The organism is Streptomyces sp. NPDC087310 (assembly GCF_044744405.1).
In the GTDB taxonomy this organism is placed as follows: Bacteria; Actinomycetota; Actinomycetes; order Streptomycetales; family Streptomycetaceae; genus Streptomyces.
In genome coordinates, this window is record NZ_JBIUYF010000005.1 from 713,616 (window position 1) to 731,021 (window position 17,406).

Below are 17,406 nucleotides of genomic sequence, written 5' to 3' on the forward strand. Positions count from 1 at the left end.
CTAGGCGCAGCCGCGCCGCCGCCGCATCCGGATTTCCGCCGTACAACCGGGCCGTACGCGCCGTACACGCCTCACGCGCTGCAAGCGGCTCAGAACGCCGCCCGTACCGCCCCGACCTCCGCGCCCCCGCCCAGCAGCGGCGCCCGGCCGATCCGGCCCAGCACCTCCGCCTCGACGCCCAGGAGCTGGAGCGCCCGCGCCAGCACCGGGCCCAGCGCCCGGGTCCCGCCGTCGTCGATCTTGAAGGCGAGCGCGCGGCCGTCCGCCAGCGCCACCGCCTGGACCGCCTCCGCGCCCATCTTGGAGAGCGTCCCCGGCACCTCCCGCATCAGCCAGGTGTCGGAGCGGCGCGTGCCCGCCACGTACTCGGGGTGCGCGCGCATCGCCTCGGCGACCCGCCCCTCGGCCGTCGCCGGCGCCGCGAGGACGAAGTGCCGGAAGGCGCGGGCGAGTCCGGTGAGGCTGAGGGCCATCAGCGGGGCGCCGCAGCCGTCCGTACCGACCGTGGGGACGTGTTCCCCGGCCGCCTCCTCGACCACCGTCAGCACGAGCCGCTGCAACGGGTGGGCGGGGTCGAGATAGCTCTCCTTCGGCCAGCCGTTCAGCGCGCAGGCGGCGAGCATCGCCGTGTGCTTGCCCGAGCAGTTCATCGCGATCCGCTCGCGCACCCCGCCGGCGGCGAGGTACGACTCCGCCTCCACCGGATCGAGCGGCAGGTCCGGCGGGGTCTGGAGGTCGTCGGGGCGCAGGCCGTACTCGGCGAGCATCGTCCGTACGAGATCGAGGTGGAAGCCCTCGCCCGAGTGGCTCGCTGCGGCCAGCGCCAGCCGCTCCCCGGAGAGTTCGAGACCGGCCCGCAGCACGGCCGCCGCCTGCATCGGCTTGTTGCTGGAGCGCGGGAAGACGGGCACCTCCGGGTCGCCCAGCTCCAGTTCGACCGTGCCGTCCGCCGCGAGCAGCACCATCGAGCCGCGGTGCCGCCCCTCGACGAAGCCGGACCGTACGACCTCGGCGAGCACGGGCGAGTCCGCTCCCGTACCGGTACGGGAGGTGCCGACACCGACCGCGGTGGACGTGCTGCTGGGCGTGCTGGAGGTCATCCTCGGCCTTCCGGAAGGGGCAGGACGGACCCCGCCCGCGCGCGAACGGACTGCCCGCCCCCTACATGAGCAGGTCGTCCACTTGAGCTTCGCCTTCACGGTACCTGCGCGCGATCTCCGCGCTGCAATCGTCCGCCGTCCGCTGGAGCTGGTGACGGCGGCGCGAGAGCTGCCGCTCGTTGCGGACCAGCCGCCCCATCGCCGCGTGCAACTCCTCGTCCGTACGCGCCTCCAGGTCCGACAGCTCCACCTCCGCCAGCGTCTCCGCGGCCAGCGCCCGGTACTCCGGGCTGCGCGGTGTGGAGAGCGTGACGTGCCGGGCGGAGCTGCGGTGGCGCGACGGGGCGTCCGTGAGGATCTCGGAGAGCCGGTCGAGCACCGGGGTCTCCGGGGCCGTACGGCGCGCCAACTCGGCCCGCAGGATGTCGATACGGCCCTGGAGGAGCCGCCGCAGATAGCTGAGGTCCCCCTCGTCGCGGTGCGAGTCCCGGCGCAGCGCGCGCAGTTCGGGCAGCCGCAGGAGGCCGAAGTCGTACGGCCGGGGCGCGGGCAGCGCCCCCTCACCGCCCGCCACGGGTCCCCCGCTGCCGACCCCGCTGGTCGTCCGGGTCGCCGGTACGGTACCGGGCGGCTGCCCGGCGCCGGATGTGCTCGATGTGCTCATCGCGCGTACTTCCCCTCACTCCGCTGGGGAGACCCCGTCCCGCACACCGCTGGGAACCCCCATCCCTCGACGGGTGCCTGCCGCGCACCGCCTCCGTGCATCGTGCCACTCCTGCCACCGGGTATGGGGGCGCTCTGCACCCGTTCGGCCCCCGATAGGTTGGTCCGTATGCGAGCAGTGGTGCAGAGAGTCGACGGCGCGAGCGTCGTCGCCGTGACCGGGGACGGGACGGAAACCGTCGGCGAGATCGTCGGCGAAGGGCTGTGTGTGCTGGTGGGAGTCACCCACGAGGACACGGTGGAGCAGGCGCGGCGGCTCGCCGACAAGCTCTGGTCGATACGGATGCTGGAGGGCGAGAAGTCCTGTTCGGAGGTGAACGCCCCGCTCCTGGTGATTTCGCAGTTCACTCTCTACGGGGACGCCCGGAAGGGCCGCCGCCCCACCTGGAACGCCGCAGCGCCGGGTCCGGTGGCCGAACCGCTGGTCGACGCGGTGGTGGCGCGGCTGCGCGAGGTGGGCGCGAAGGTGGAGACGGGCCGGTTCGGAGCGGAGATGCGCGTCTCGCTCACGAACCACGGCCCGTTCACGGTGCTGCTGGACTTCTGACCGGTACGGGGCTCCGCCCCGTACGGGGCGTGGCCGCGGGGGAGGCTCCCCGGCCCGCAGGGGGGGGGCGGCCCTACGGCTCGACCACGACCTCCTGCGCCGCCGCCGTGTCCCCCGCCAGCAGCGGCGCGTCCACCGGCACATTGCGCTTGATCAGCGCCAGCGCGATCGGGCCCAGCTCGTGGTGGCGGGCCGAGGTGGTGATGAAGCCGAGCTGACGCCCCTCGGGGCCGTCCGCGGCGAGCCGCACCGGCGTGCCGTGCCCCGGGAGGTGGACGTCGCTGCCGTCGAGGTGCAGGAAGACCAGCCGGCGCGGCGGCTTCCCCAGGTTCTGGACGCGCGCCACGGTCTCCTGGCCCCGGTAGCACCCCTTGTCGAGATGGACGGCGCCGCCGATCCACCCCAGCTCGTGCGGGATGGTCCGGTGGTCGGTCTCGAAGCCCAGACGCGGCCGGTGCCCCTCCACGCGCAGCGCCTCGTACGCGAGGATCCCGGCCGCCGGGCCGTGCTGCTCCGCGTACGCGGTCAGCTCGGCGCGCGGCAGGAAGAGATCACGGCCGTGCGGGGTCTCCCGTACGACGGCCCCCTCCGGCGCCGTGGCGATGGAGCCGGCCGGGAGGTGGACGAGCGCGTAGTCGTCCGTACGGTCGGCGACCTCGACCCGGTAGAAGAACTTCATGGATTCGAGATAGCCGACCAGGGCCTCCTGCGTCCCGGGCTCGACATGCGCCCAGACCGTCTCGCCGTCGTCCACGAGATACAGCGCGTGCTCGACATGGCCGTTCGCGGAGAGGATCAGCGCCTCGGTGGCCCGGCCCACGGGCAGCGCCGTGACGTGCTGGGTGATCAGCAGATGCAGCCAGCTCAGCCGGTCGTCACCGGTGACGGTGACGACGCCGCGGTGCGAGAGGTCGACGAAGCCGCTGCCGTCGGCGAGGGCGCGCTGTTCACGGAACAGATCGCCGTAGTGCGCGGCGACACCTTCGTCCTGGCCTTCGGCCGCGACGGCTCCGGGCAGGGCGAGGAGAGGGCTGGTGGTCGAATGTCGCTGCATAGTCATGAAGCCTACGACTCGGCCGCGCCCGCGTTTGTTCCCGTCGTTGTTCCCGTGGCGGAGGCGGAGGCGGAGGTGCCGGTGGAGGCGCCGGTGGCCGTGGCGGTGGCCGTGGCGGTGGCCGTGCACTCCCGGCAGCGGCCGAAGATCGCGAAGTGCTTCATGTCCGTCGTGAAGCCGAAGTCGCGGCGCAGCTTCGCGGTGAACTCGGCCGCGACCTCGGTGTCCGCCTCGATCACCCGCGTACAGTCCCGGCACACCAGATGTATGTGGTGGTGCCGGTCGGCCAGGTGGTACGTCGGAGCGCCGTGCCCGAGGTGGGCGTGCGAGACGAGGCCCAGCTCCTCCAGCAGCTCCAGGGTCCGGTAGACCGTGGAGATGTTCACCCCCGAGGCGGTCCTGCGCACCTCGCAGAGGATGTCGTCGGGCGTCGCGTGTTCGAGGGTGTCGACGGCTTCGAGGACAAGCTGGCGCTGCGGGGTCAGCCGGTAGCCGCGCTGCCGCAGATCGCTCTTCCAGTCGGTGCTCACCACGCCCCCAGTGTAGGCAGGCGGACTACTTGAAGAAGGCGATGCCGTCGTCCGGGAGGTCACCGAGGTCCTTGGCCCACTCGGCGACCTGCTCGGGGCTCACGGTCTTCTTCAGGTGCGCCGACATGTACGGGCGCAGCGGCACGTCCGGCGTGGACTTCTCGCCCACCCACATCAGGTCGCTCTTGACGTACCCGTAGAGCCGCTTGCCCCCGCTGTAGGGCCCGGAGGCGGCCGTACGGGCCACCGCGTCGGTCACCAGGTCGATCTGCGGCTTCTGGTCCGCCAGCTCGCCGTACCAGACCTCGACGACACCCTGGTCCCGCACCATGACGACCTCGACCTTGCGGTCCTTGTCGATGCGCCAGAACCCGGACTCGGACTCGATCGGCCGGATCTTCCTGCCCTCGGCGTCGAGCGCCCAGGTGTGCGACACGTACTCGATGAAGTCCCGGCCGTCGTGGCTGAAGGAGACCTCCTGGCCGAAGTTGGCCTTCTCCTCACCGGGGAAGTCGAAGACGCCGACGCCTTCCCAGTCACCGAGGAGGAAGACGAGCGGGACGAGGTCCGGGTGCAGGTCGGAGGGGATCTCGATCATCAGCGCTGGCCCTGGTACAGCTTCTTCACGGCCAGACCGGTGAAGGCGAGCACGCCGACACAGACAAGGATCAGCAGGGAAGTGAAGAAAGCCTCAAGCACGGGGTGCTCCTCGGATGAACGGTATGACGCGGTACGGCCGGGCCCCAGCCTAGTGGGTGGGGCACCGGCCCTCTCGTCGAGGTGCGCCAGGGGGCGTACGCCCGGCTCAGCCGAGAAGCTGGCCCTGGAGCACCACGGTCTGGTGGAAGGGAACGGCGGGGATGCCGCCCTTCTTCTCGTGGACGATCAGCCCGATGGTGTCGCCCGCCCCGACATACGCGTGCCGGGCCTGCGTCGGGCCGTACGGCTCCGGCTCGGCGTAGACGTCCGTACTGACGAACATCTCGGAACCGGGCGGCGAATCCGGCCACGCCGCGTCCGGCTCCGCGCCGGGCGCGGCGGCCACCGTCTCGCCCACACCGCTCCCGAGCACCGCGCCGAGCTTGAAGCCGGCCGCGAGACCGGACGACGGGAACCGCAGAAGGTAGACGCGGGAGACGGTGCCGTCCGGCATGGTCCAGCCCCGGGCGGCGATGTGCCGTACGGCGTAGTCGTCCAGCAGCGTCGTGAGGTCGCCGCGCTGCTCGGCGGTGTACTCGGACAGATACCGCTCCGTGCTCACCCAGCCCCCGGTCAGCTTCTTGTCCGGCGTGGCACCGGCAGGGGCGCGAAGCAGCAGCGCCCGGAGATCGGCATGGTGGATCTCGCCCGCGTTCTCCGGGTTGAAGGGACGCGGAGTGCCGACCGGCAGGGCGGGCAGCGAGAGCTCCGGGTAGTCCCAGCGCCCGTCACCGCGCGTCGAGAGCCCGGGGAGGTCGGTGCGCTCCATGCCGCTGAGGCCGTACGCCACACCGGTGCCGAGCCCGGCGAAAACGGCCCCGGCGAGAGCCCAGCGGGCGACCGCGCGCAGCACACAGCGGGGCGGGGGCGCGGCGGGAGCAGGGGCGGAGGCGGGGGCGGAGGCGGTCTGCTCGCTCATACGTTCTCCCCCGGGGCGGCGAGGCGGTCGAGCTGGTCCTTGACCAGCTCGGCGACGGTGGACTGGTCGATCGGCATGCCCTGCGCGACCACGATGACGACCAGCTCGCCTTCGTACGCCAGGCAGGTCATGGTCCCGATATCGGGCGTCCCTTCGCTCTCGGACTTTTCGGTCTGCACGGAGCACGAGGCGTTCTTCCGGCCCTCGATGGCCGGCCCCTCGCGCTCCCCGTCCGAACGCCGTGAACTGTCCTGGTACCAGCGGCGGGCGTCGTCCGCGTCCTTGACCGCGATGAGGGACACGTCAACGGTGAGCGCGTTCCCGGGGAAGGTGTACGAGCGGAGCCCGAGCCCGTCGATCCCCATCCGGTCGATCTCCTTGTCCACCTCCCGGCGTACGGCGGGAGGAACATCGGGCACGGCGGCCTTCATCATGTCGATCGCCTGCTCGCCGGTCAGCTCGGCGTCGTTGCCGTATGCGCCGGTGTCGGGTCCGAGTACGTAGCCCGGCGGCACCGGCAGCAGCTTCCGGGTCAGGTCGGTGTCGGCGCGGCCCTTGCCGATCGGCCCGGCCGGGTCCTTGGCCGGTTTGGCCTGGCTCTCCGCCCAGACCCGGGTGGAAACGCTCCGGTCCGCTCCGTCGACGGTGGCCCTGACGAACGCGAATCCGCCGCCGAGGGCACCGGCGACGAGGAGAGCGGGCAGTACGGTCCCGAGGAACCGGTGCGTGCGGTGGTCGTTCACAGGCGCTCCACCTGGTCCTCGATCAGCGTCCGGATGTCCTTCTCGCCGATCGGCCGGCTGTCGACGAGCTGGACCTTGACCAGCACATCGCCCCGGTGCGCGGCGGCGTACGCGCGGAACCGCAGCGGCTCCCCGGCACCGGCGTCGTAGACGTAGTAGCGGCCCTTGGCGGTGCCCTCGACGGGGTTGCCGGAGCCGGAGCGCGCGATCATCCCCCAGGGCAGCACCTCCAAAGCGGTGGTGGCGTGCGTGTCGACGCTCGGCCGGTACTGGGCCAGGACGACGGTCCCCTGCCGATCGCCGCTTTCCGTCCAGGCCGTACCGGCGACCCGGCGGAGGCCGTTGTCCAGCGCCGAGGAGAACGCGTAGCCGCCACCCTCGAAGTAGTGGGCGTAGGCCCTGACCGACACCCAGCCGTCCTCAAGCCAGGGCACCGCGGCCTCGCGCCCACCGGCCGGCCTGTCGATCAGCAGCTCGCGCAGATCGCCCTCCGTCCTGACCTGGTTGTCCTCCTCGGCGGAGAGCGGCTCCGCCTTCTCCCCCTCGGGCAGCGCCTTCGACGGGTACGCCAGCCCCGCCTGGGCGAGCGTCGGCAGGGGCGTCGGCGGGCGGTCGGCCTGGATCGCGTACCCCGTGGCCGTGCCGCCGACGATGCCGAGCACCGCGGCCACGGCGATCAGCAGCGCCGTACGGCCGCGTCTTCGCGACGCGCCTGTCGGCTCCGTAACTGGTTGAGCTTCCAAAAGTGTCCCCCCACGAGACCTGAGGCGCGGGTTCCGTCACCCGCGCACAGATCTGACCCGCCAGGACACAGAGGGGTTGTAGGGCGGCGGATTACGATTCGGCCCATGCAATCCGCCGAGAACGCCAAGAAGCTCGTGATCAAAGTGACCGCCGGGGCCGACGCCCCCGAGCGCTGCTCCCAGGCATTCACGGTGGCCGCGGTCGCCGTGGCCAGCGGGGTGGAGGTCTCGCTGTGGCTGACGGGCGAGTCCGCGTGGTTCGCGCTGCCGGGGCGGGCGGCCGAGTTCGAACTGCCGCACGCCGCGCCGCTGCCCGAGCTGATCGAGTCGGTCCTGGCGGCGGGGTCGGTCACGCTGTGCACGCAGTGCGCGGCCCGGCGGGACATCACGGAGAAGGACGTACTGGACGGGGTACGGATCGCGGGCGCGCAGGTCTTCGTCAGCGAGATCATGGCGGACGGCGTCCAGGCGCTCGTCTACTGACGGACGACCCCGTGTTCCGGCCCGGAGCCCGGCCCGGCCCGCGCCGACCGTCGGCCCGCGCCGGGCTCCGGGCCGTCAGCGGTCGCCGGCGGTGGTCCAGTCGACGAGCTGGAGGATCACTCCGTTCGGGTCGGTGACCTGGAAGAGGCGCTCGCCCCAGGGCTCTTCGCGCAGCGGCATGGTGACGGGGACACCTTCCTTCCGCAGTCGCTCGTACTCGGCCTCCAGGTCGGCCACGACGAACGCGATGATCACGCCCGCGGCGTGCCGGTCCCTCATCCCCTCGGGCAGGACCTCGATGCCACGCCGCAGGAAGACCACGTTGGCGGTGTCCTCGCGGGCCAGGGAGGCGAAGCCGTCGGCGGCCATGACCTCCTGGAAGCCGAAGTGCCTGGCCAGGAACGCGCTGGAGGCGGATACGTCATCGACGGTCAGGGAGACGGCGGTGGAAGTGATCTTCATGGTTCCTCCTGGATCCGATGGCCCGATGGCCCGGTAGCCCGGTCGCCCGGTCACCTGGGATTAATCTCTGTACGTCGTACAGCATACGACGTACAGAGATTACAGAGGAAGGTCCGCCGCCCGCACGGGAGAGGATGGAGGGCATGGCCAAGGAACGAAGCGGCGCGGACGACCCGGCCCGCACCCTGGAACTGCTGTGGCGCGAGCCCGGACACGGCGGCACCCGGCGCGGACCCAAGCAGGGGCTGACGGTCGACGGTGTCGTCGAGGCCGCCGTCGAACTCGCGGACTCCGGCGGGCTGGACGCCCTGACCATGCGGAGCGTCGCCCAGCGGCTGGGCGTCACGCCGATGACGCTCTACACGTACGTCCCGGGCAAGGCGGAGCTGCTCGATCTCATGCTGGACGCGGCCTATCTGCGGATGCCGCGCACCGATCAGCAGGGCGCGCCGTGGCGTACGAGGGTGGAAGCCGTCGCGCGCGAGAACCGCGACCTGTACCGGCGCCATCCCTGGGTGGCGACCCTGCCCACCACCCGCCCGGCGCTCGGCCCCGGGCTCATGGCCAAGTACGAACACGAACTGGCCGCGTTCGACGGCCTCGGGCTCGACGACGTCGAGATGGACGCGGCCCTCACCTTCCTGCTGGGCTTCGTCCACTCCGTCGCCCGCGCCGACCTCGACACCCAGGCCACCGCCCGCGACAGCGCCCTGTCCGACGCGCAGTGGTGGGCCGCCAACGCACCCCTTCTGGCCAGGGTGTTCGACCCCGCCCGGTTCCCTCTCGCGGCCCGGGTCGGAAGCGCGGCGGGCGCGGCTCACCAGGGCATGTACAGCCCGGAACACGCCTTCGACTTCGGGTTGCGGCGCGTCCTGGACGGTCTCGCCCACCTCGTCGCGAGCCGTTCCCCTTCCCGCTCCCGTTCCCGTTCTCAGGCGTAGGCCCTACGGGCGGTTCCGGCGTTCCAGCTCGTCCAGCCACCGCTCGTTCTCGTCGTTCTCGTGGCCCACGGGCGGCTCGTCCCACCAGCGGTCGTCCTTGTCGCGCGTGTTGCCCACGATGGCGGCGACCGGCGGGATCAGCAGGGCGACCACACAGAGCGCGATGGCCGCGGGGACCGACCAGATGCGCACGAAGGCCCCGGCGGAGACGAAGAGGATCAGACATCCGCCCATGAGCAGGAAATACCGGCGACGGCGTCGCGCGTACATGTCTTCAGCGTACGACTCGGACAGACCGACCGGAACCTGCATCAAGCAGTGGAAAACGCGAAGGGCCGCACCCCGACAGTCGGAGTACGGCCCTTCGGTGCGTGCGCGAGCCTCAGACCGCGATCGCGACCTCGGAGAGGCCACCGGTCTGCGCGACGACCGTACGGTCGGCCGAGCCGCCGGGAACGAGGGCGCGCACCGTCCACGTGCCCTCGGCCGCGTAGAAGCGGAACTGTCCGGTCGCCGAGGTCGGGACCTCCGCGGTGAACTCGCCGGTCGAGTCCAGCAGGCGTACGTAACCGGTGACGGGCTCGCCGTCGCGGGTCACGGAACCCTGGATGGTGGTCTCACCGGGCTTGATCGTCGAAGCGTCGGGGCCGCCGGCCTGTGCTCCACACATGTTGTTCAGTCCTCCGGGTCGGGGCGTGATTACTTGTTGGCGCCGAGCTCGATCGGCACGCCGACGAGCGAGCCGTACTCGGTCCACGAACCGTCGTAGTTCTTGACGTTGTCCACACCGAGCAGCTCGTGCAGGACGAACCAGGTGAGCGCGGAGCGCTCACCGATACGGCAGTACGCGATGGTGTCCTTCGCCAGGTCGACCTGCTCCTGCGCGTACAGCTCCTTCAGCTCGTCGTCCGACTTGAAGGTGCCGTCGTCGTTGGCGTTCTTCGACCACGGGATGTTGCGCGCGGACGGGATGTGGCCCGGACGCTGCGACTGCTCCTGCGGCAGGTGCGCCGGGGCGAGCAGCTTGCCGCTGAACTCGTCGGGCGACCGGACGTCGACCAGGTTCTGCGTGCCGATCGCGGCGACCGCGTCGTCACGGAAGGCGCGGATCGAGGTGTCCTGGGCCTTCGCCTTGTACGTGGTGGCGGCGCGGGTCGGGACGGCCTCGACCAGGTCGCGGGAGTCCAGCTCCCACTTCTTGCGGCCACCGTCGAGGAGCTTGACGGAGTCGTGGCCGTAGAGCTTGAAGTACCAGTAGGCGTAGGACGCGAACCAGTTGTTGTTGCCGCCGTAGAGGACGACGGTGTCGTCGTTGGCGATGCCCTTGGCCGACAGGAGCTTCTCGAAGCCCTCCTGGTCGACGAAGTCACGGCGGACCGGGTCCTGGAGGTCGCTCTTCCAGTCGATCCTGACGGCGTTCGTGATGTGGTTCTTGTCGTACGCCGAGGTGTCCTCGTCGACCTCGACGATGACAACCTTCGGGTCGTCGATGTGGGCCTCGACCCAGTCTGCGTCGACCAGAACGTCGCTGCGGCTCATGCTTTTCTCCTCCGGGGCAGTGTGCGGCGGGGTGTACTGCGAGGTGATGCGAGGGGCCGGCTTCACCGCGCTCGCCGCGCGGATGGCCCCGAGAGCGCTCGAAGGGCCCGGGAAGCCGGGATCGGGGGATACGGAACGTGAACGTCCCGTCCCGCTCAGACAGTGCGACAGAGCATGGCGGCGACGCGGCACAGGTCTACTGCCCGCCGCTTCGTGAGGTCCGCCTGTCCCCGCTGAGGGAGACCGCCGATAAAGCACTGCATGGGTCCGATCGTAGGGACGACCGGGCGGTCATGTCACCGGTGTGTCACATGTCAAGACACGATCATCCACGATGTGGGACCGGAGGAGGGTGCACGACACCCGGCCGGGCGTGGCGGCGCGCCGCGGGTCCGCCCCCGGCCGGATGCGGTCTGGGGAGCGGACAGGGCCGTCTCAGCATCCGGCCCGGCGGCGTCGGGCGATCCCCGTGTGACCCCCGGGGCGATCCCCGGTGTGATCCCGGGGTGGCCCTCAGCCGGCCTCAGCCGGCCTCAGCCGGCCAGGGAGAGGTCCGTACCCGTACCGGAGAAGCTCAGGCCCGTCTCCGTCGCCGTGACCTTGTCGAGCTTGATGGTCGACGGCAGTCCGTCGATCTTCAGGTCGTAGTCGACGACCTCCCGCATCCGCTCGTCCGCGCCCGGCACGTACAGCTCGGGCAGGGTCACCGCCTTCAGCCTGACCGTGTCGCCGTTGACCAGCGAGACCGCGCTGTACGCGGTGAGGGTCTTGCCGTCCAGCAGCGACTTGAACGGGCCGGGGACGGTGATGCCCGCGCCGTCCAGCACCTCGCCCATCGGGCCCGAGAGCTTGACCTCCCCCTTGGCGGCGCGCTCGGCGCCCGCGTACCCGACCGTGGCGCCCTTCGGGGCCGAGCCCGTCAGGTCCGCGTACGAGATCTGCGCCGAGCCGGTCGCGGACGCGGCGGTCGCGGTCGAGAAGCTGCTGTCGAACGTCACGTCCTTCAGCTCCGCCTTGACCTCGGTCACCCGCACCGCCTGTCCGTCGGCGCTGGCGCTGACCCCGTCGAGGCTGACCTGGACCTCGTCCAGGGAGGTGTTCAGCACCTGGGTCAGGAAGGGAAACCCGTTGATGGAGACCTTCGGGTCGGTGTCGAGCCCCTGGCTCGACCTGATCTTGCTCGCCACCTGGTTCTCGGCGAAGTGGACGGCGACCCGGTCGGCGGCGACGAACAGCCCGCCGAAGACCACGACGAGTATCAGCAGTGTCCGCAGTACACGCATTGTTCGGTGTCCCCCACCCTGGTCATGACCGGTCCTGTGGTCCGGTTCGTTCCCCGGCCGTCCCCCCGGCCGCCGGACTGATCGACGTACGACAGGGCCGTACGGTTCCCGGCGTACGGATTCCCGCCCCTGTCCGTCGTACGCCTGGAACCGGTGAGTGGCAGGCGTACGAGCGGGTGACGGGCGTACGAGCGGGCGTCGGCCGTGCGTCAGCCGCGCGTCGGCCGCGCGTCAGGCCAGCGCGCGGCCCAGCAGGTAGACGGCGGGCGCGGCGGCCGTGAGGGGCAGCGCCACCCCGGCCGTCATGTGCACGAACGTGGACGGGTAGTCGTAGCTCGCAGCGCGCAGCCCGACCAGCGCGCAGACGCCCGCCCCGAGCCCCAGCAGCGCGCCGGCGGCGCCCAGGTCCGTCATCCCGCCCGCCACGATCCCGCCGCCCGCGCCGGCCAGCAGGGCCACCACGACCGAGACGAACCCCGGCAGCGGCAGCGCGCGGGCCACGGTCGCGGCTGCGACCGCCACACCGCCGACGACCACCGCGTCGGGGGCTGCCGCGAGATGTCCGGCGGCGAGGATGGCGAGCGCGGCGGAGACGACGGTGGCCATCAGGCCCGTCATCCGCTCGTCGGCGCCCGCGCGGCTGCGCAGTTGCAGGACGAGGACGAGCAGCACCCACACCCCCAGGGTGCCGATGATCGCGGCGGGACCGTTCGACCGGCCAGCGGCGAGCACGGCGATGTCCGCGACGATCCCGCCGAGGAAGGCGAGCGCGATGCCCTGCCGGGCCGGCCACATCCCGTTCAGCCGGAACCAGCCGGCGGCCGTGACGGCCTGGAGCAGCACGAGCGGTACGAGCAGCGCGTACGGGCCGAGGGCCGCGCCCCCGGCGAGCAGCAGCCCCAGGACCGCCGTCAGCGCGGCCGGCCGCACGCCCGGCGGAATGATCGGCGACCGGCCCTCGGCGCGGGCGCGCTGGGCGTCGGTGACCCGGGCGTTGCCGAGGGTGGTGGGCGCGCTGTAGCCGCCCGCGTCGGCGGTCCCTGCGGGTCCGGCGCCCTGCGGGGGCCGGGGGGCGTACGGGGGCGCCTGCGCGGGCGCGGGGGCCGGAGCGGGCGCCGACGGGGCCGTGTACGCGCTCTGGGGCGGCAGGTACGCGGTGTCGGCGGCGGCCTGCGGTGCGGCCTGCCGCGGATGGGGCTGGGCCTGGGGCTGCCCGTACGACGGCGGCCCGAACGTCCCCTGGGGCTGCGCCTGCGCCGGGGGCTGGGCCTGCGGCTGCGCGTGGGCCTGGACATGGGGCTGGTACTGGGTGTCCCAGGTCTGCCCCTCCCACGTCTGGGCGGCGCCCGCGCCCGCCGCTCCCGGCGCGGACTGCTCGGGCTCGGCCCACGCCTGCGCCGGGGGCCGCGGAGGCGCGGGAGGCTGCGGAACGTACGGCGCCTGCTGCCCGTACCCGTCCTGCTGCGGTCCGTACTCACCCTGCTCCCCGTACGGGTTCTGCTGCCCGTACGGGTACTGCTGATCGTTGCTCATGATGTGCGGTTCACCCTCCTGCGAACGGCGGGAGCACCTCGACCGTGCCGCCCTCGGCAAGGCGTACGGTCTCATGCCCACGGGTGCCCACGGGGTCACCGTCGACAAGGAACGAACACCTCTGGAGTACCCGGGTCAGTTCGCCGGGGTGTCTGACCCGGGCGCCGTCGAGCGCCTCGGCCAGGCTGTCCGCCGCGTACGGCTCCTCCGCGACCCCCGCGGCGGCTTTGGCCGCGGCCCAGTAGCGGATCGTGCCGACTGCCATGAAGGCAGCTCCTTCCCTCGGATGCCGGACGGCCGGGACGACCGGATGACCGGGACGGCCGTATGACCGGGACGACCAGATCATCGGATCGTCGGATTCCATGATGTACGGCGCGGACACGCACCCGTGCGCCCCCTGTGCGATCCGCCCGATCGGGTCCTGGCCGTCTAAGTTCCAAGTCCTGCGTGAAACCCCCCGTACACAGGCAGTACACCGCCTCTTCGTGCACGCTCCGGGCCCTCCCCACGCGGTTCCGGCGCCGTTCCGAGGCGGCCTCGCGGCCCCGCGCCGGAGGTCGCGTGGACCCGACTCATTGCATGATCTGCGAGATTGCCCCTCTGACACGGAACGAATGTGGGTTATTCTGCTCCGAAGAGGATCCGGGCAATGTAGCCCCCGGGTCCTTTTGTGTTTTCCGATCGTTGTTACAGCCAGATGTCACAGACGGAAGACACGGACATCCGGGTCGCGCCCCCGGGGACGAGGGGCAGCGCGGGCCGTACGGCAGTACAAAAGCAGTAAGCAGTACGCAGTAGGCAGTGCCGCATACGTCCTCGCAGGGACCGAGGAGGAACCGACGTAATGGGCAAGCGAACCGTGAACGACAACAGTCCGGGCAACTGTCCGGATAAGAGTCCGGCCGAAGCAGGTGAGCGGCGATGAGTTCTCTGCTGCTCCTGACCAACGCCCTCCAGCCCTCGACGGAGGTGCTGCCGGCGCTCGGGCTGCTGCTCCACAACGTACGGGTGGCCCCCGCCGAAGGACCTGCCCTCGTCGACACCCCCGGTGCCGATGTGATCCTGATCGACGGGCGCCGCGACCTCCCGCAGGTGCGGTCGCTCTGCCAGCTCCTGCGCTCCACCGGGCCCGGCTGCCCGCTGATCCTCGTCGTGACGGAGGGCGGTCTCGCCGCCGTCACCGCCGACTGGGGCATCGACGACGTCCTGCTCGACACCGCGGGACCGGCCGAGGTCGAGGCGCGGCTGCGGCTCGCGATGGGCCGGCAGCAGATCCAGACCGACGACTCCCCGATGGAGATCCGCAACGGCGACCTGTCGGTCGACGAGGCGACGTACAGCGCGAAGCTCAAGGGCCGGGTCCTGGACCTGACCTTCAAGGAGTTCGAGCTGCTCAAGTACCTCGCGCAGCACCCCGGCCGGGTCTTCACCCGCGCGCAGCTCCTCCAGGAGGTCTGGGGGTACGACTACTTCGGCGGTACGCGGACGGTCGACGTGCACGTACGGCGCCTGCGCGCCAAGCTCGGCCCGGAGCACGAGTCGCTCATCGGGACCGTACGGAACGTGGGCTACCGCTTCGTCACCCCGGAGAAGGCCGAGCGCGGCTCCGAGGACGCCAGGGCGAAGGCCGCGGGCGCGAACGGATCCGCCGGATCCGCCGGATCCCGTACGGAGGACGGCGCGGAGCCCCGTCACGAGAAGGCGCAGGCGCCCGGCGACGACGCCGCGACGGCCGCCGGACCGGACGCCCCGCGGGATGCGGTCGAAGAAGCATCCGTACGGCCTGCCCAGCGGTAGGTCACCACGCGTAGACTGCCGCGCGTGGCCAAGGTGACGCGGGACGATGTGGCACGACTGGCGGGGACTTCCACCGCCGTCGTCAGCTATGTCATCAACAACGGACCCCGGCCGGTCGCCCCGGCCACGCGCGAGCGGGTGGTCAACGCCATCAAGGAGCTGGGCTACCGGCCCGACCGGGTCGCCCAGGCCATGGCCTCGCGGCGGACCGACCTCATAGGGATGGTCGTGCCCGACGCCAGGCAGCCCTTCTTCGCGGAGATGGCGCACGCGGTGGAGCAGGCGGCGGCCGAGCGCGGGAAAATGGTGCTGGTCGGCAACTCGGACTACCGCGACGAACGCGAGGTCCACTACCTGCGGGCCTTCCTCGGCATGCGGGTCTCCGGGCTGATCCTGGTCAGCCAGGGCCCGAGCGAGCGCGCCGCCGCGGAGATAGAGGCGTGGGACGCCCGGGTCGTCCTGCTGCACGAGCGCCCGGAGGGCATCGACGACGTCGCGGTCGTCACGGACGACATCGGCGGCGCGCAGCTCGCCACCCGCCACCTCCTGGAGCACGGCCATCCGTACGTCGCCTGCCTCGGCGGCGTCGAGTCGACCCCGGCGGTCGGCGACCCGGTGGCCGACCACGTGGAGGGCTGGCGCCGGGCCATGCTGGAGGCGGGGCACTCGGTGGAGGGGCGGCTCTTCCAGGCCCCGTACAACCGGTACGACGCCTACCTGGTCGCCCTGGAACTGCTGGCGGGCCCGGACAGGCCCCCCGCGATCTTCTGCTCCACCGACGACCAGGCGATCGGCGTCCTGCGCGCGGCCCGCGAGCTGCGCCTCGACGTGCCGGGCGAGCTGGCGGTGGCCGGCTTCGACGACGTCAAGGAGGCGGGTCTGACGGACCCGCCCCTGACGACGGTCTCCTCCGACCGGCCCGCGATGGCGCGCGCGGCGGTGGACCTGGTCCTGGACGACGGCCTGCGCGTGGCCGGCTCGCGCCGCGAGCGCGTGAAGCAGTTCCCGTCGGCCCTGATCGTCCGACGCTCCTGCGGCTGCGCATAGATCGGGCGGTGGCCCCGATTACGGCGGGGCCACCGCCCTTTTTCACCGATGGGCGGCTCGGATCAGCCGGCGCAGAGGGTCAGGTTGACCGTATCGCCGTTGGCGACGGTCGCCGGGCTGTGCGGGTCGACGCCGATGACCGAGCCCGGCTTGCAGTTCGGCGCCTTCGCCTTGCCGACCGTGCCGAGCTTCAACCGGGCCTTCTGGAGCACGGCCTTGGCGTCGTCCGGGTGCGCGCCCGCCAGTTCGATCCTGATGTCGCCGTACAGCAGAGTGGCGGCGTCCGGGTCGGTCGCGGTGGTCACCGCGGCGGGCGCGGGGGCGTCGGAGCCGCCGCCGGCCACGGTGGCCAGCGCCGTGCCGCCGCCCGCCACGGCGATGACGGCGACAACGGCGGCGATGAGGCCGACGCGCTTACGGCCGACGCGGCGCTGGATGCCGGCGGCGTCGAACTGCGGTGCGGGAGAGGTGTTCGCGAAGTCGTTCAAGGCGGTTACCAGTTCCTGTTCGAAGTGGGTGTCACCGCTGCGGCCGTCCGAGGACCGCGCTGGGTGGCCGGTCATCGGGTTCCTTTCCGGGGCAGCGGTGACGAAGGTGCGGAGAGCGCGGGTATCTGGGCCCGGAGCTTTTCGAGGCCACGGGCGAGCTGGGACCGTACGGCGCTCGGAGAGATCCGCAGGTCCTCGGCGATCTCGGCATCCGAAAGGTCGTGGAAGTAGCGCAGTACCACGACGGTCCGCATCCCCATCGGCAGCCGTTGCAGAGCACGGACCAACTGGTCCCGGCTGTCGACCCGCCCGTACTCGTCCCCCGGCGCGGCCCGGTCGTCACCCGGGGACGGCTGCGGTACGACACGACGGAACCGCCGCCACCTGTCGTTGGCCAGATTCACCATGATCCGCCGCACATAGGCGTCCGGAGCATCCTTGACGGCGATGGTGCGCCAACGGCGGCAGGCCCGCTCCAGGGTCTCCTGCACCAGATCCTCGGCCGCTTCACGGCTCCCGGTCAGCACCAGGGCCCCCCGGAACAACGCCCCCGACCGGGCGGCGACGAAAGCGTGAAACCCCGCCCCCGGATCCGTCCCCGCCCAGGCCGAGTCGGCCCGATCGGCCCACCCGGTGAGGCCGCCCCGCCCCGTCAGAACGGGCCGACTCGCCTCGGAGAACAGCGAACTCCACTTGGTTGCCAGATCCACGCCGCTCCTTCCTTCCTGTCCCCCTCTCGACGGCGGAAGGGCCCCATCTGCTGCACCACCCC

At 71.7% G+C, this 17,406-nt stretch carries 23 protein-coding genes; 5 read left to right on the plus strand and 18 right to left on the minus strand.

The annotated features are described in order from the left end of the window. Positions 1-89: 89 nt before the first annotated feature. Entirely contained in the window at positions 90-1,100 is a 1,011-nt protein-coding gene (locus tag ACIO3P_RS22465) for an asparaginase (RefSeq protein ID WP_329824748.1), read from the minus strand. A 61-nt stretch (positions 1,101-1,161) separates the two neighbouring features. Next, complete coding sequence (locus ACIO3P_RS22470) at positions 1,162-1,764, minus strand: ABC transporter substrate-binding protein (protein WP_329824747.1); 603 nt, start codon at positions 1,762-1,764, stop codon at positions 1,162-1,164. Between the two features lie 168 nt (positions 1,765-1,932). Between ACIO3P_RS22470 and dtd the strand changes: the two genes are divergently transcribed. Next, positions 1,933-2,370 carry a D-aminoacyl-tRNA deacylase gene (dtd, locus tag ACIO3P_RS22475; RefSeq protein ID WP_329824746.1) on the plus strand — a complete coding sequence of 146 codons (438 nt, stop codon included), beginning with the start codon at positions 1,933-1,935 and terminating at the stop codon, positions 2,368-2,370. A gap of 73 nt (positions 2,371-2,443) precedes the next feature. Here the strand turns inward: dtd and ACIO3P_RS22480 are convergent, their stop codons facing one another. The 6 genes from ACIO3P_RS22480 to ACIO3P_RS22505 form a co-directional block, all read right to left on the minus strand. Then, positions 2,444-3,424, minus strand: a complete 981-nt coding sequence (locus ACIO3P_RS22480; protein WP_329824745.1) for a folate-binding protein — start codon at positions 3,422-3,424, stop codon at positions 2,444-2,446. A gap of 11 nt (positions 3,425-3,435) precedes the next feature. Beyond that, positions 3,436-3,957 carry a transcriptional repressor gene (locus tag ACIO3P_RS22485; RefSeq protein ID WP_329824744.1) on the minus strand — a complete coding sequence of 174 codons (522 nt, stop codon included), beginning with the start codon at positions 3,955-3,957 and terminating at the stop codon, positions 3,436-3,438. 22 nt (positions 3,958-3,979) lie between these two features. Then, positions 3,980-4,552 carry an FABP family protein gene (locus ACIO3P_RS22490; RefSeq protein WP_329824743.1) on the minus strand — a complete coding sequence of 191 codons (573 nt, stop codon included), beginning with the start codon at positions 4,550-4,552 and terminating at the stop codon, positions 3,980-3,982. A 207-nt stretch (positions 4,553-4,759) separates the two neighbouring features. After that, positions 4,760-5,572: a hypothetical protein gene (locus ACIO3P_RS22495; RefSeq protein WP_401855522.1), complete on the minus strand. Its 813-nt coding sequence runs from the start codon at positions 5,570-5,572 to the stop codon at positions 4,760-4,762. After that, a complete protein-coding gene (locus ACIO3P_RS22500; protein WP_329824741.1) occupies positions 5,569-6,315 on the minus strand; it encodes a hypothetical protein in 747 nt (248 codons plus the stop codon). Before ACIO3P_RS22500 ends, ACIO3P_RS22495 begins: the two co-directional genes overlap by 4 nt. Next, positions 6,312-7,058 (minus strand): hypothetical protein, encoded by a 747-nt coding sequence (locus ACIO3P_RS22505; RefSeq protein WP_329824740.1) that lies wholly within the window; start codon positions 7,056-7,058, stop codon positions 6,312-6,314. The genes ACIO3P_RS22500 and ACIO3P_RS22505 overlap by 4 nt, the downstream gene beginning before the upstream one ends. A 105-nt stretch (positions 7,059-7,163) precedes the next feature. On the opposite strand from ACIO3P_RS22505, the gene ACIO3P_RS22510 reads away from it, so the two are divergent. Then, positions 7,164-7,541, plus strand: a complete 378-nt coding sequence (locus ACIO3P_RS22510; protein ID WP_329824739.1) for a DsrE family protein — start codon at positions 7,164-7,166, stop codon at positions 7,539-7,541. Between the two features lie 75 nt (positions 7,542-7,616). Here ACIO3P_RS22510 and ACIO3P_RS22515 read toward each other — a convergent pair whose 3' ends face one another. Then, positions 7,617-8,003, minus strand: a complete 387-nt coding sequence (locus ACIO3P_RS22515) for a VOC family protein (RefSeq protein ID WP_329824738.1) — start codon at positions 8,001-8,003, stop codon at positions 7,617-7,619. A gap of 143 nt (positions 8,004-8,146) precedes the next feature. On the opposite strand from ACIO3P_RS22515, the gene ACIO3P_RS22520 reads away from it, so the two are divergent. Beyond that, complete coding sequence (locus ACIO3P_RS22520; protein ID WP_401855520.1) at positions 8,147-8,944, plus strand: TetR/AcrR family transcriptional regulator; 798 nt, start codon at positions 8,147-8,149, stop codon at positions 8,942-8,944. A gap of 3 nt (positions 8,945-8,947) precedes the next feature. On the opposite strand, the gene ACIO3P_RS22525 is transcribed toward ACIO3P_RS22520, so the two are convergent. The 7 genes from ACIO3P_RS22525 to ACIO3P_RS22555 all read right to left on the minus strand — a co-directional run bounded on the left by ACIO3P_RS22525 (position 8,948) and on the right by ACIO3P_RS22555 (position 13,564). Beyond that, positions 8,948-9,256, minus strand: coding sequence for a DUF3099 domain-containing protein (locus ACIO3P_RS22525; RefSeq protein WP_329824736.1), 309 nt, complete (start codon positions 9,254-9,256; stop codon positions 8,948-8,950). A 70-nt stretch (positions 9,257-9,326) separates the two neighbouring features. Continuing rightward, a complete protein-coding gene (locus ACIO3P_RS22530) occupies positions 9,327-9,614 on the minus strand; it encodes a DUF1416 domain-containing protein (protein WP_030590573.1) in 288 nt (95 codons plus the stop codon). Positions 9,615-9,643: 29 nt separating this feature from the next. Next, the gene (locus tag ACIO3P_RS22535) at positions 9,644-10,483 is read right to left on the minus strand and encodes a sulfurtransferase (protein WP_329824735.1); all 840 of its coding nucleotides are present in this window, start codon (positions 10,481-10,483) and stop codon (positions 9,644-9,646) included. A 155-nt stretch (positions 10,484-10,638) separates the two neighbouring features. Next, entirely contained in the window at positions 10,639-10,746 is a 108-nt protein-coding gene (locus ACIO3P_RS22540) for a putative leader peptide (protein ID WP_384999017.1), read from the minus strand. Between the two features lie 270 nt (positions 10,747-11,016). After that, positions 11,017-11,766: a DUF2993 domain-containing protein gene (locus tag ACIO3P_RS22545; RefSeq protein ID WP_401789529.1), complete on the minus strand. Its 750-nt coding sequence runs from the start codon at positions 11,764-11,766 to the stop codon at positions 11,017-11,019. Positions 11,767-11,997: 231 nt separating this feature from the next. Next, positions 11,998-13,299 (minus strand): hypothetical protein, encoded by a 1,302-nt coding sequence (locus ACIO3P_RS22550; protein ID WP_401855518.1) that lies wholly within the window; start codon positions 13,297-13,299, stop codon positions 11,998-12,000. Between the two features lie 10 nt (positions 13,300-13,309). Then, a complete protein-coding gene (locus ACIO3P_RS22555; RefSeq protein WP_329824731.1) occupies positions 13,310-13,564 on the minus strand; it encodes a MoaD/ThiS family protein in 255 nt (84 codons plus the stop codon). A gap of 659 nt (positions 13,565-14,223) precedes the next feature. On the opposite strand from ACIO3P_RS22555, the gene ACIO3P_RS22560 reads away from it, so the two are divergent. Continuing rightward, the gene (locus tag ACIO3P_RS22560) at positions 14,224-15,099 is read left to right on the plus strand and encodes a response regulator transcription factor (protein ID WP_329824730.1); all 876 of its coding nucleotides are present in this window, start codon (positions 14,224-14,226) and stop codon (positions 15,097-15,099) included. 24 nt (positions 15,100-15,123) lie between these two features. Next, positions 15,124-16,146 (plus strand): LacI family DNA-binding transcriptional regulator, encoded by a 1,023-nt coding sequence (locus ACIO3P_RS22565; protein ID WP_329824729.1) that lies wholly within the window; start codon positions 15,124-15,126, stop codon positions 16,144-16,146. 62 nt (positions 16,147-16,208) lie between these two features. Here ACIO3P_RS22565 and ACIO3P_RS22570 read toward each other — a convergent pair whose 3' ends face one another. Together ACIO3P_RS22570 and ACIO3P_RS22575 are read right to left on the minus strand one after the other, a co-directional pair. Further along, positions 16,209-16,709, minus strand: coding sequence for a PASTA domain-containing protein (locus ACIO3P_RS22570; RefSeq protein WP_401855516.1), 501 nt, complete (start codon positions 16,707-16,709; stop codon positions 16,209-16,211). After that, positions 16,706-17,344, minus strand: a complete 639-nt coding sequence (locus tag ACIO3P_RS22575) for a SigE family RNA polymerase sigma factor (RefSeq protein ID WP_401855514.1) — start codon at positions 17,342-17,344, stop codon at positions 16,706-16,708. The genes ACIO3P_RS22570 and ACIO3P_RS22575 overlap by 4 nt, the downstream gene beginning before the upstream one ends. Positions 17,345-17,406: the final 62 nt, after the last annotated feature.

What these genes read in the sequence shown, in the direction of transcription:
- ACIO3P_RS22465 (WP_329824748.1), bottom strand. Translation starts at nt 1,100, where the DNA reads ATGACCTCCAGCACGCCCAGCAGCACGTCCACCGCGGTCGGTGTCGGC.
- ACIO3P_RS22470 (WP_329824747.1), bottom strand. Translation starts at nt 1,764, where the DNA reads ATGAGCACATCGAGCACATCCGGCGCCGGGCAGCCGCCCGGTACCGTA.
- dtd (WP_329824746.1), top strand. Translation starts at nt 1,933, where the DNA reads ATGCGAGCAGTGGTGCAGAGAGTCGACGGCGCGAGCGTCGTCGCCGTG.
- ACIO3P_RS22480 (WP_329824745.1), bottom strand. Translation starts at nt 3,424, where the DNA reads ATGCAGCGACATTCGACCACCAGCCCTCTCCTCGCCCTGCCCGGAGCC.
- ACIO3P_RS22490 (WP_329824743.1), bottom strand. Translation starts at nt 4,552, where the DNA reads ATGATCGAGATCCCCTCCGACCTGCACCCGGACCTCGTCCCGCTCGTC.
- ACIO3P_RS22495 (WP_401855522.1), bottom strand. Translation starts at nt 5,572, where the DNA reads ATGAGCGAGCAGACCGCCTCCGCCCCCGCCTCCGCCCCTGCTCCCGCC.
- ACIO3P_RS22510 (WP_329824739.1), top strand. Translation starts at nt 7,164, where the DNA reads ATGCAATCCGCCGAGAACGCCAAGAAGCTCGTGATCAAAGTGACCGCC.
- ACIO3P_RS22515 (WP_329824738.1), bottom strand. Translation starts at nt 8,003, where the DNA reads ATGAAGATCACTTCCACCGCCGTCTCCCTGACCGTCGATGACGTATCC.
- ACIO3P_RS22520 (WP_401855520.1), top strand. Translation starts at nt 8,147, where the DNA reads ATGGCCAAGGAACGAAGCGGCGCGGACGACCCGGCCCGCACCCTGGAA.
- ACIO3P_RS22525 (WP_329824736.1), bottom strand. Translation starts at nt 9,256, where the DNA reads ATGCAGGTTCCGGTCGGTCTGTCCGAGTCGTACGCTGAAGACATGTAC.
- ACIO3P_RS22530 (WP_030590573.1), bottom strand. Translation starts at nt 9,614, where the DNA reads ATGTGTGGAGCACAGGCCGGCGGCCCCGACGCTTCGACGATCAAGCCC.
- ACIO3P_RS22535 (WP_329824735.1), bottom strand. Translation starts at nt 10,483, where the DNA reads ATGAGCCGCAGCGACGTTCTGGTCGACGCAGACTGGGTCGAGGCCCAC.
- ACIO3P_RS22540 (WP_384999017.1), bottom strand. Translation starts at nt 10,746, where the DNA reads ATGCAGTGCTTTATCGGCGGTCTCCCTCAGCGGGGACAGGCGGACCTC.
- ACIO3P_RS22545 (WP_401789529.1), bottom strand. Translation starts at nt 11,766, where the DNA reads ATGCGTGTACTGCGGACACTGCTGATACTCGTCGTGGTCTTCGGCGGG.
- ACIO3P_RS22550 (WP_401855518.1), bottom strand. Translation starts at nt 13,299, where the DNA reads ATGAGCAACGATCAGCAGTACCCGTACGGGCAGCAGAACCCGTACGGG.
- ACIO3P_RS22555 (WP_329824731.1), bottom strand. Translation starts at nt 13,564, where the DNA reads ATGGCAGTCGGCACGATCCGCTACTGGGCCGCGGCCAAAGCCGCCGCG.
- ACIO3P_RS22560 (WP_329824730.1), top strand. Translation starts at nt 14,224, where the DNA reads ATGAGTTCTCTGCTGCTCCTGACCAACGCCCTCCAGCCCTCGACGGAG.
- ACIO3P_RS22570 (WP_401855516.1), bottom strand. Translation starts at nt 16,709, where the DNA reads ATGACCGGCCACCCAGCGCGGTCCTCGGACGGCCGCAGCGGTGACACC.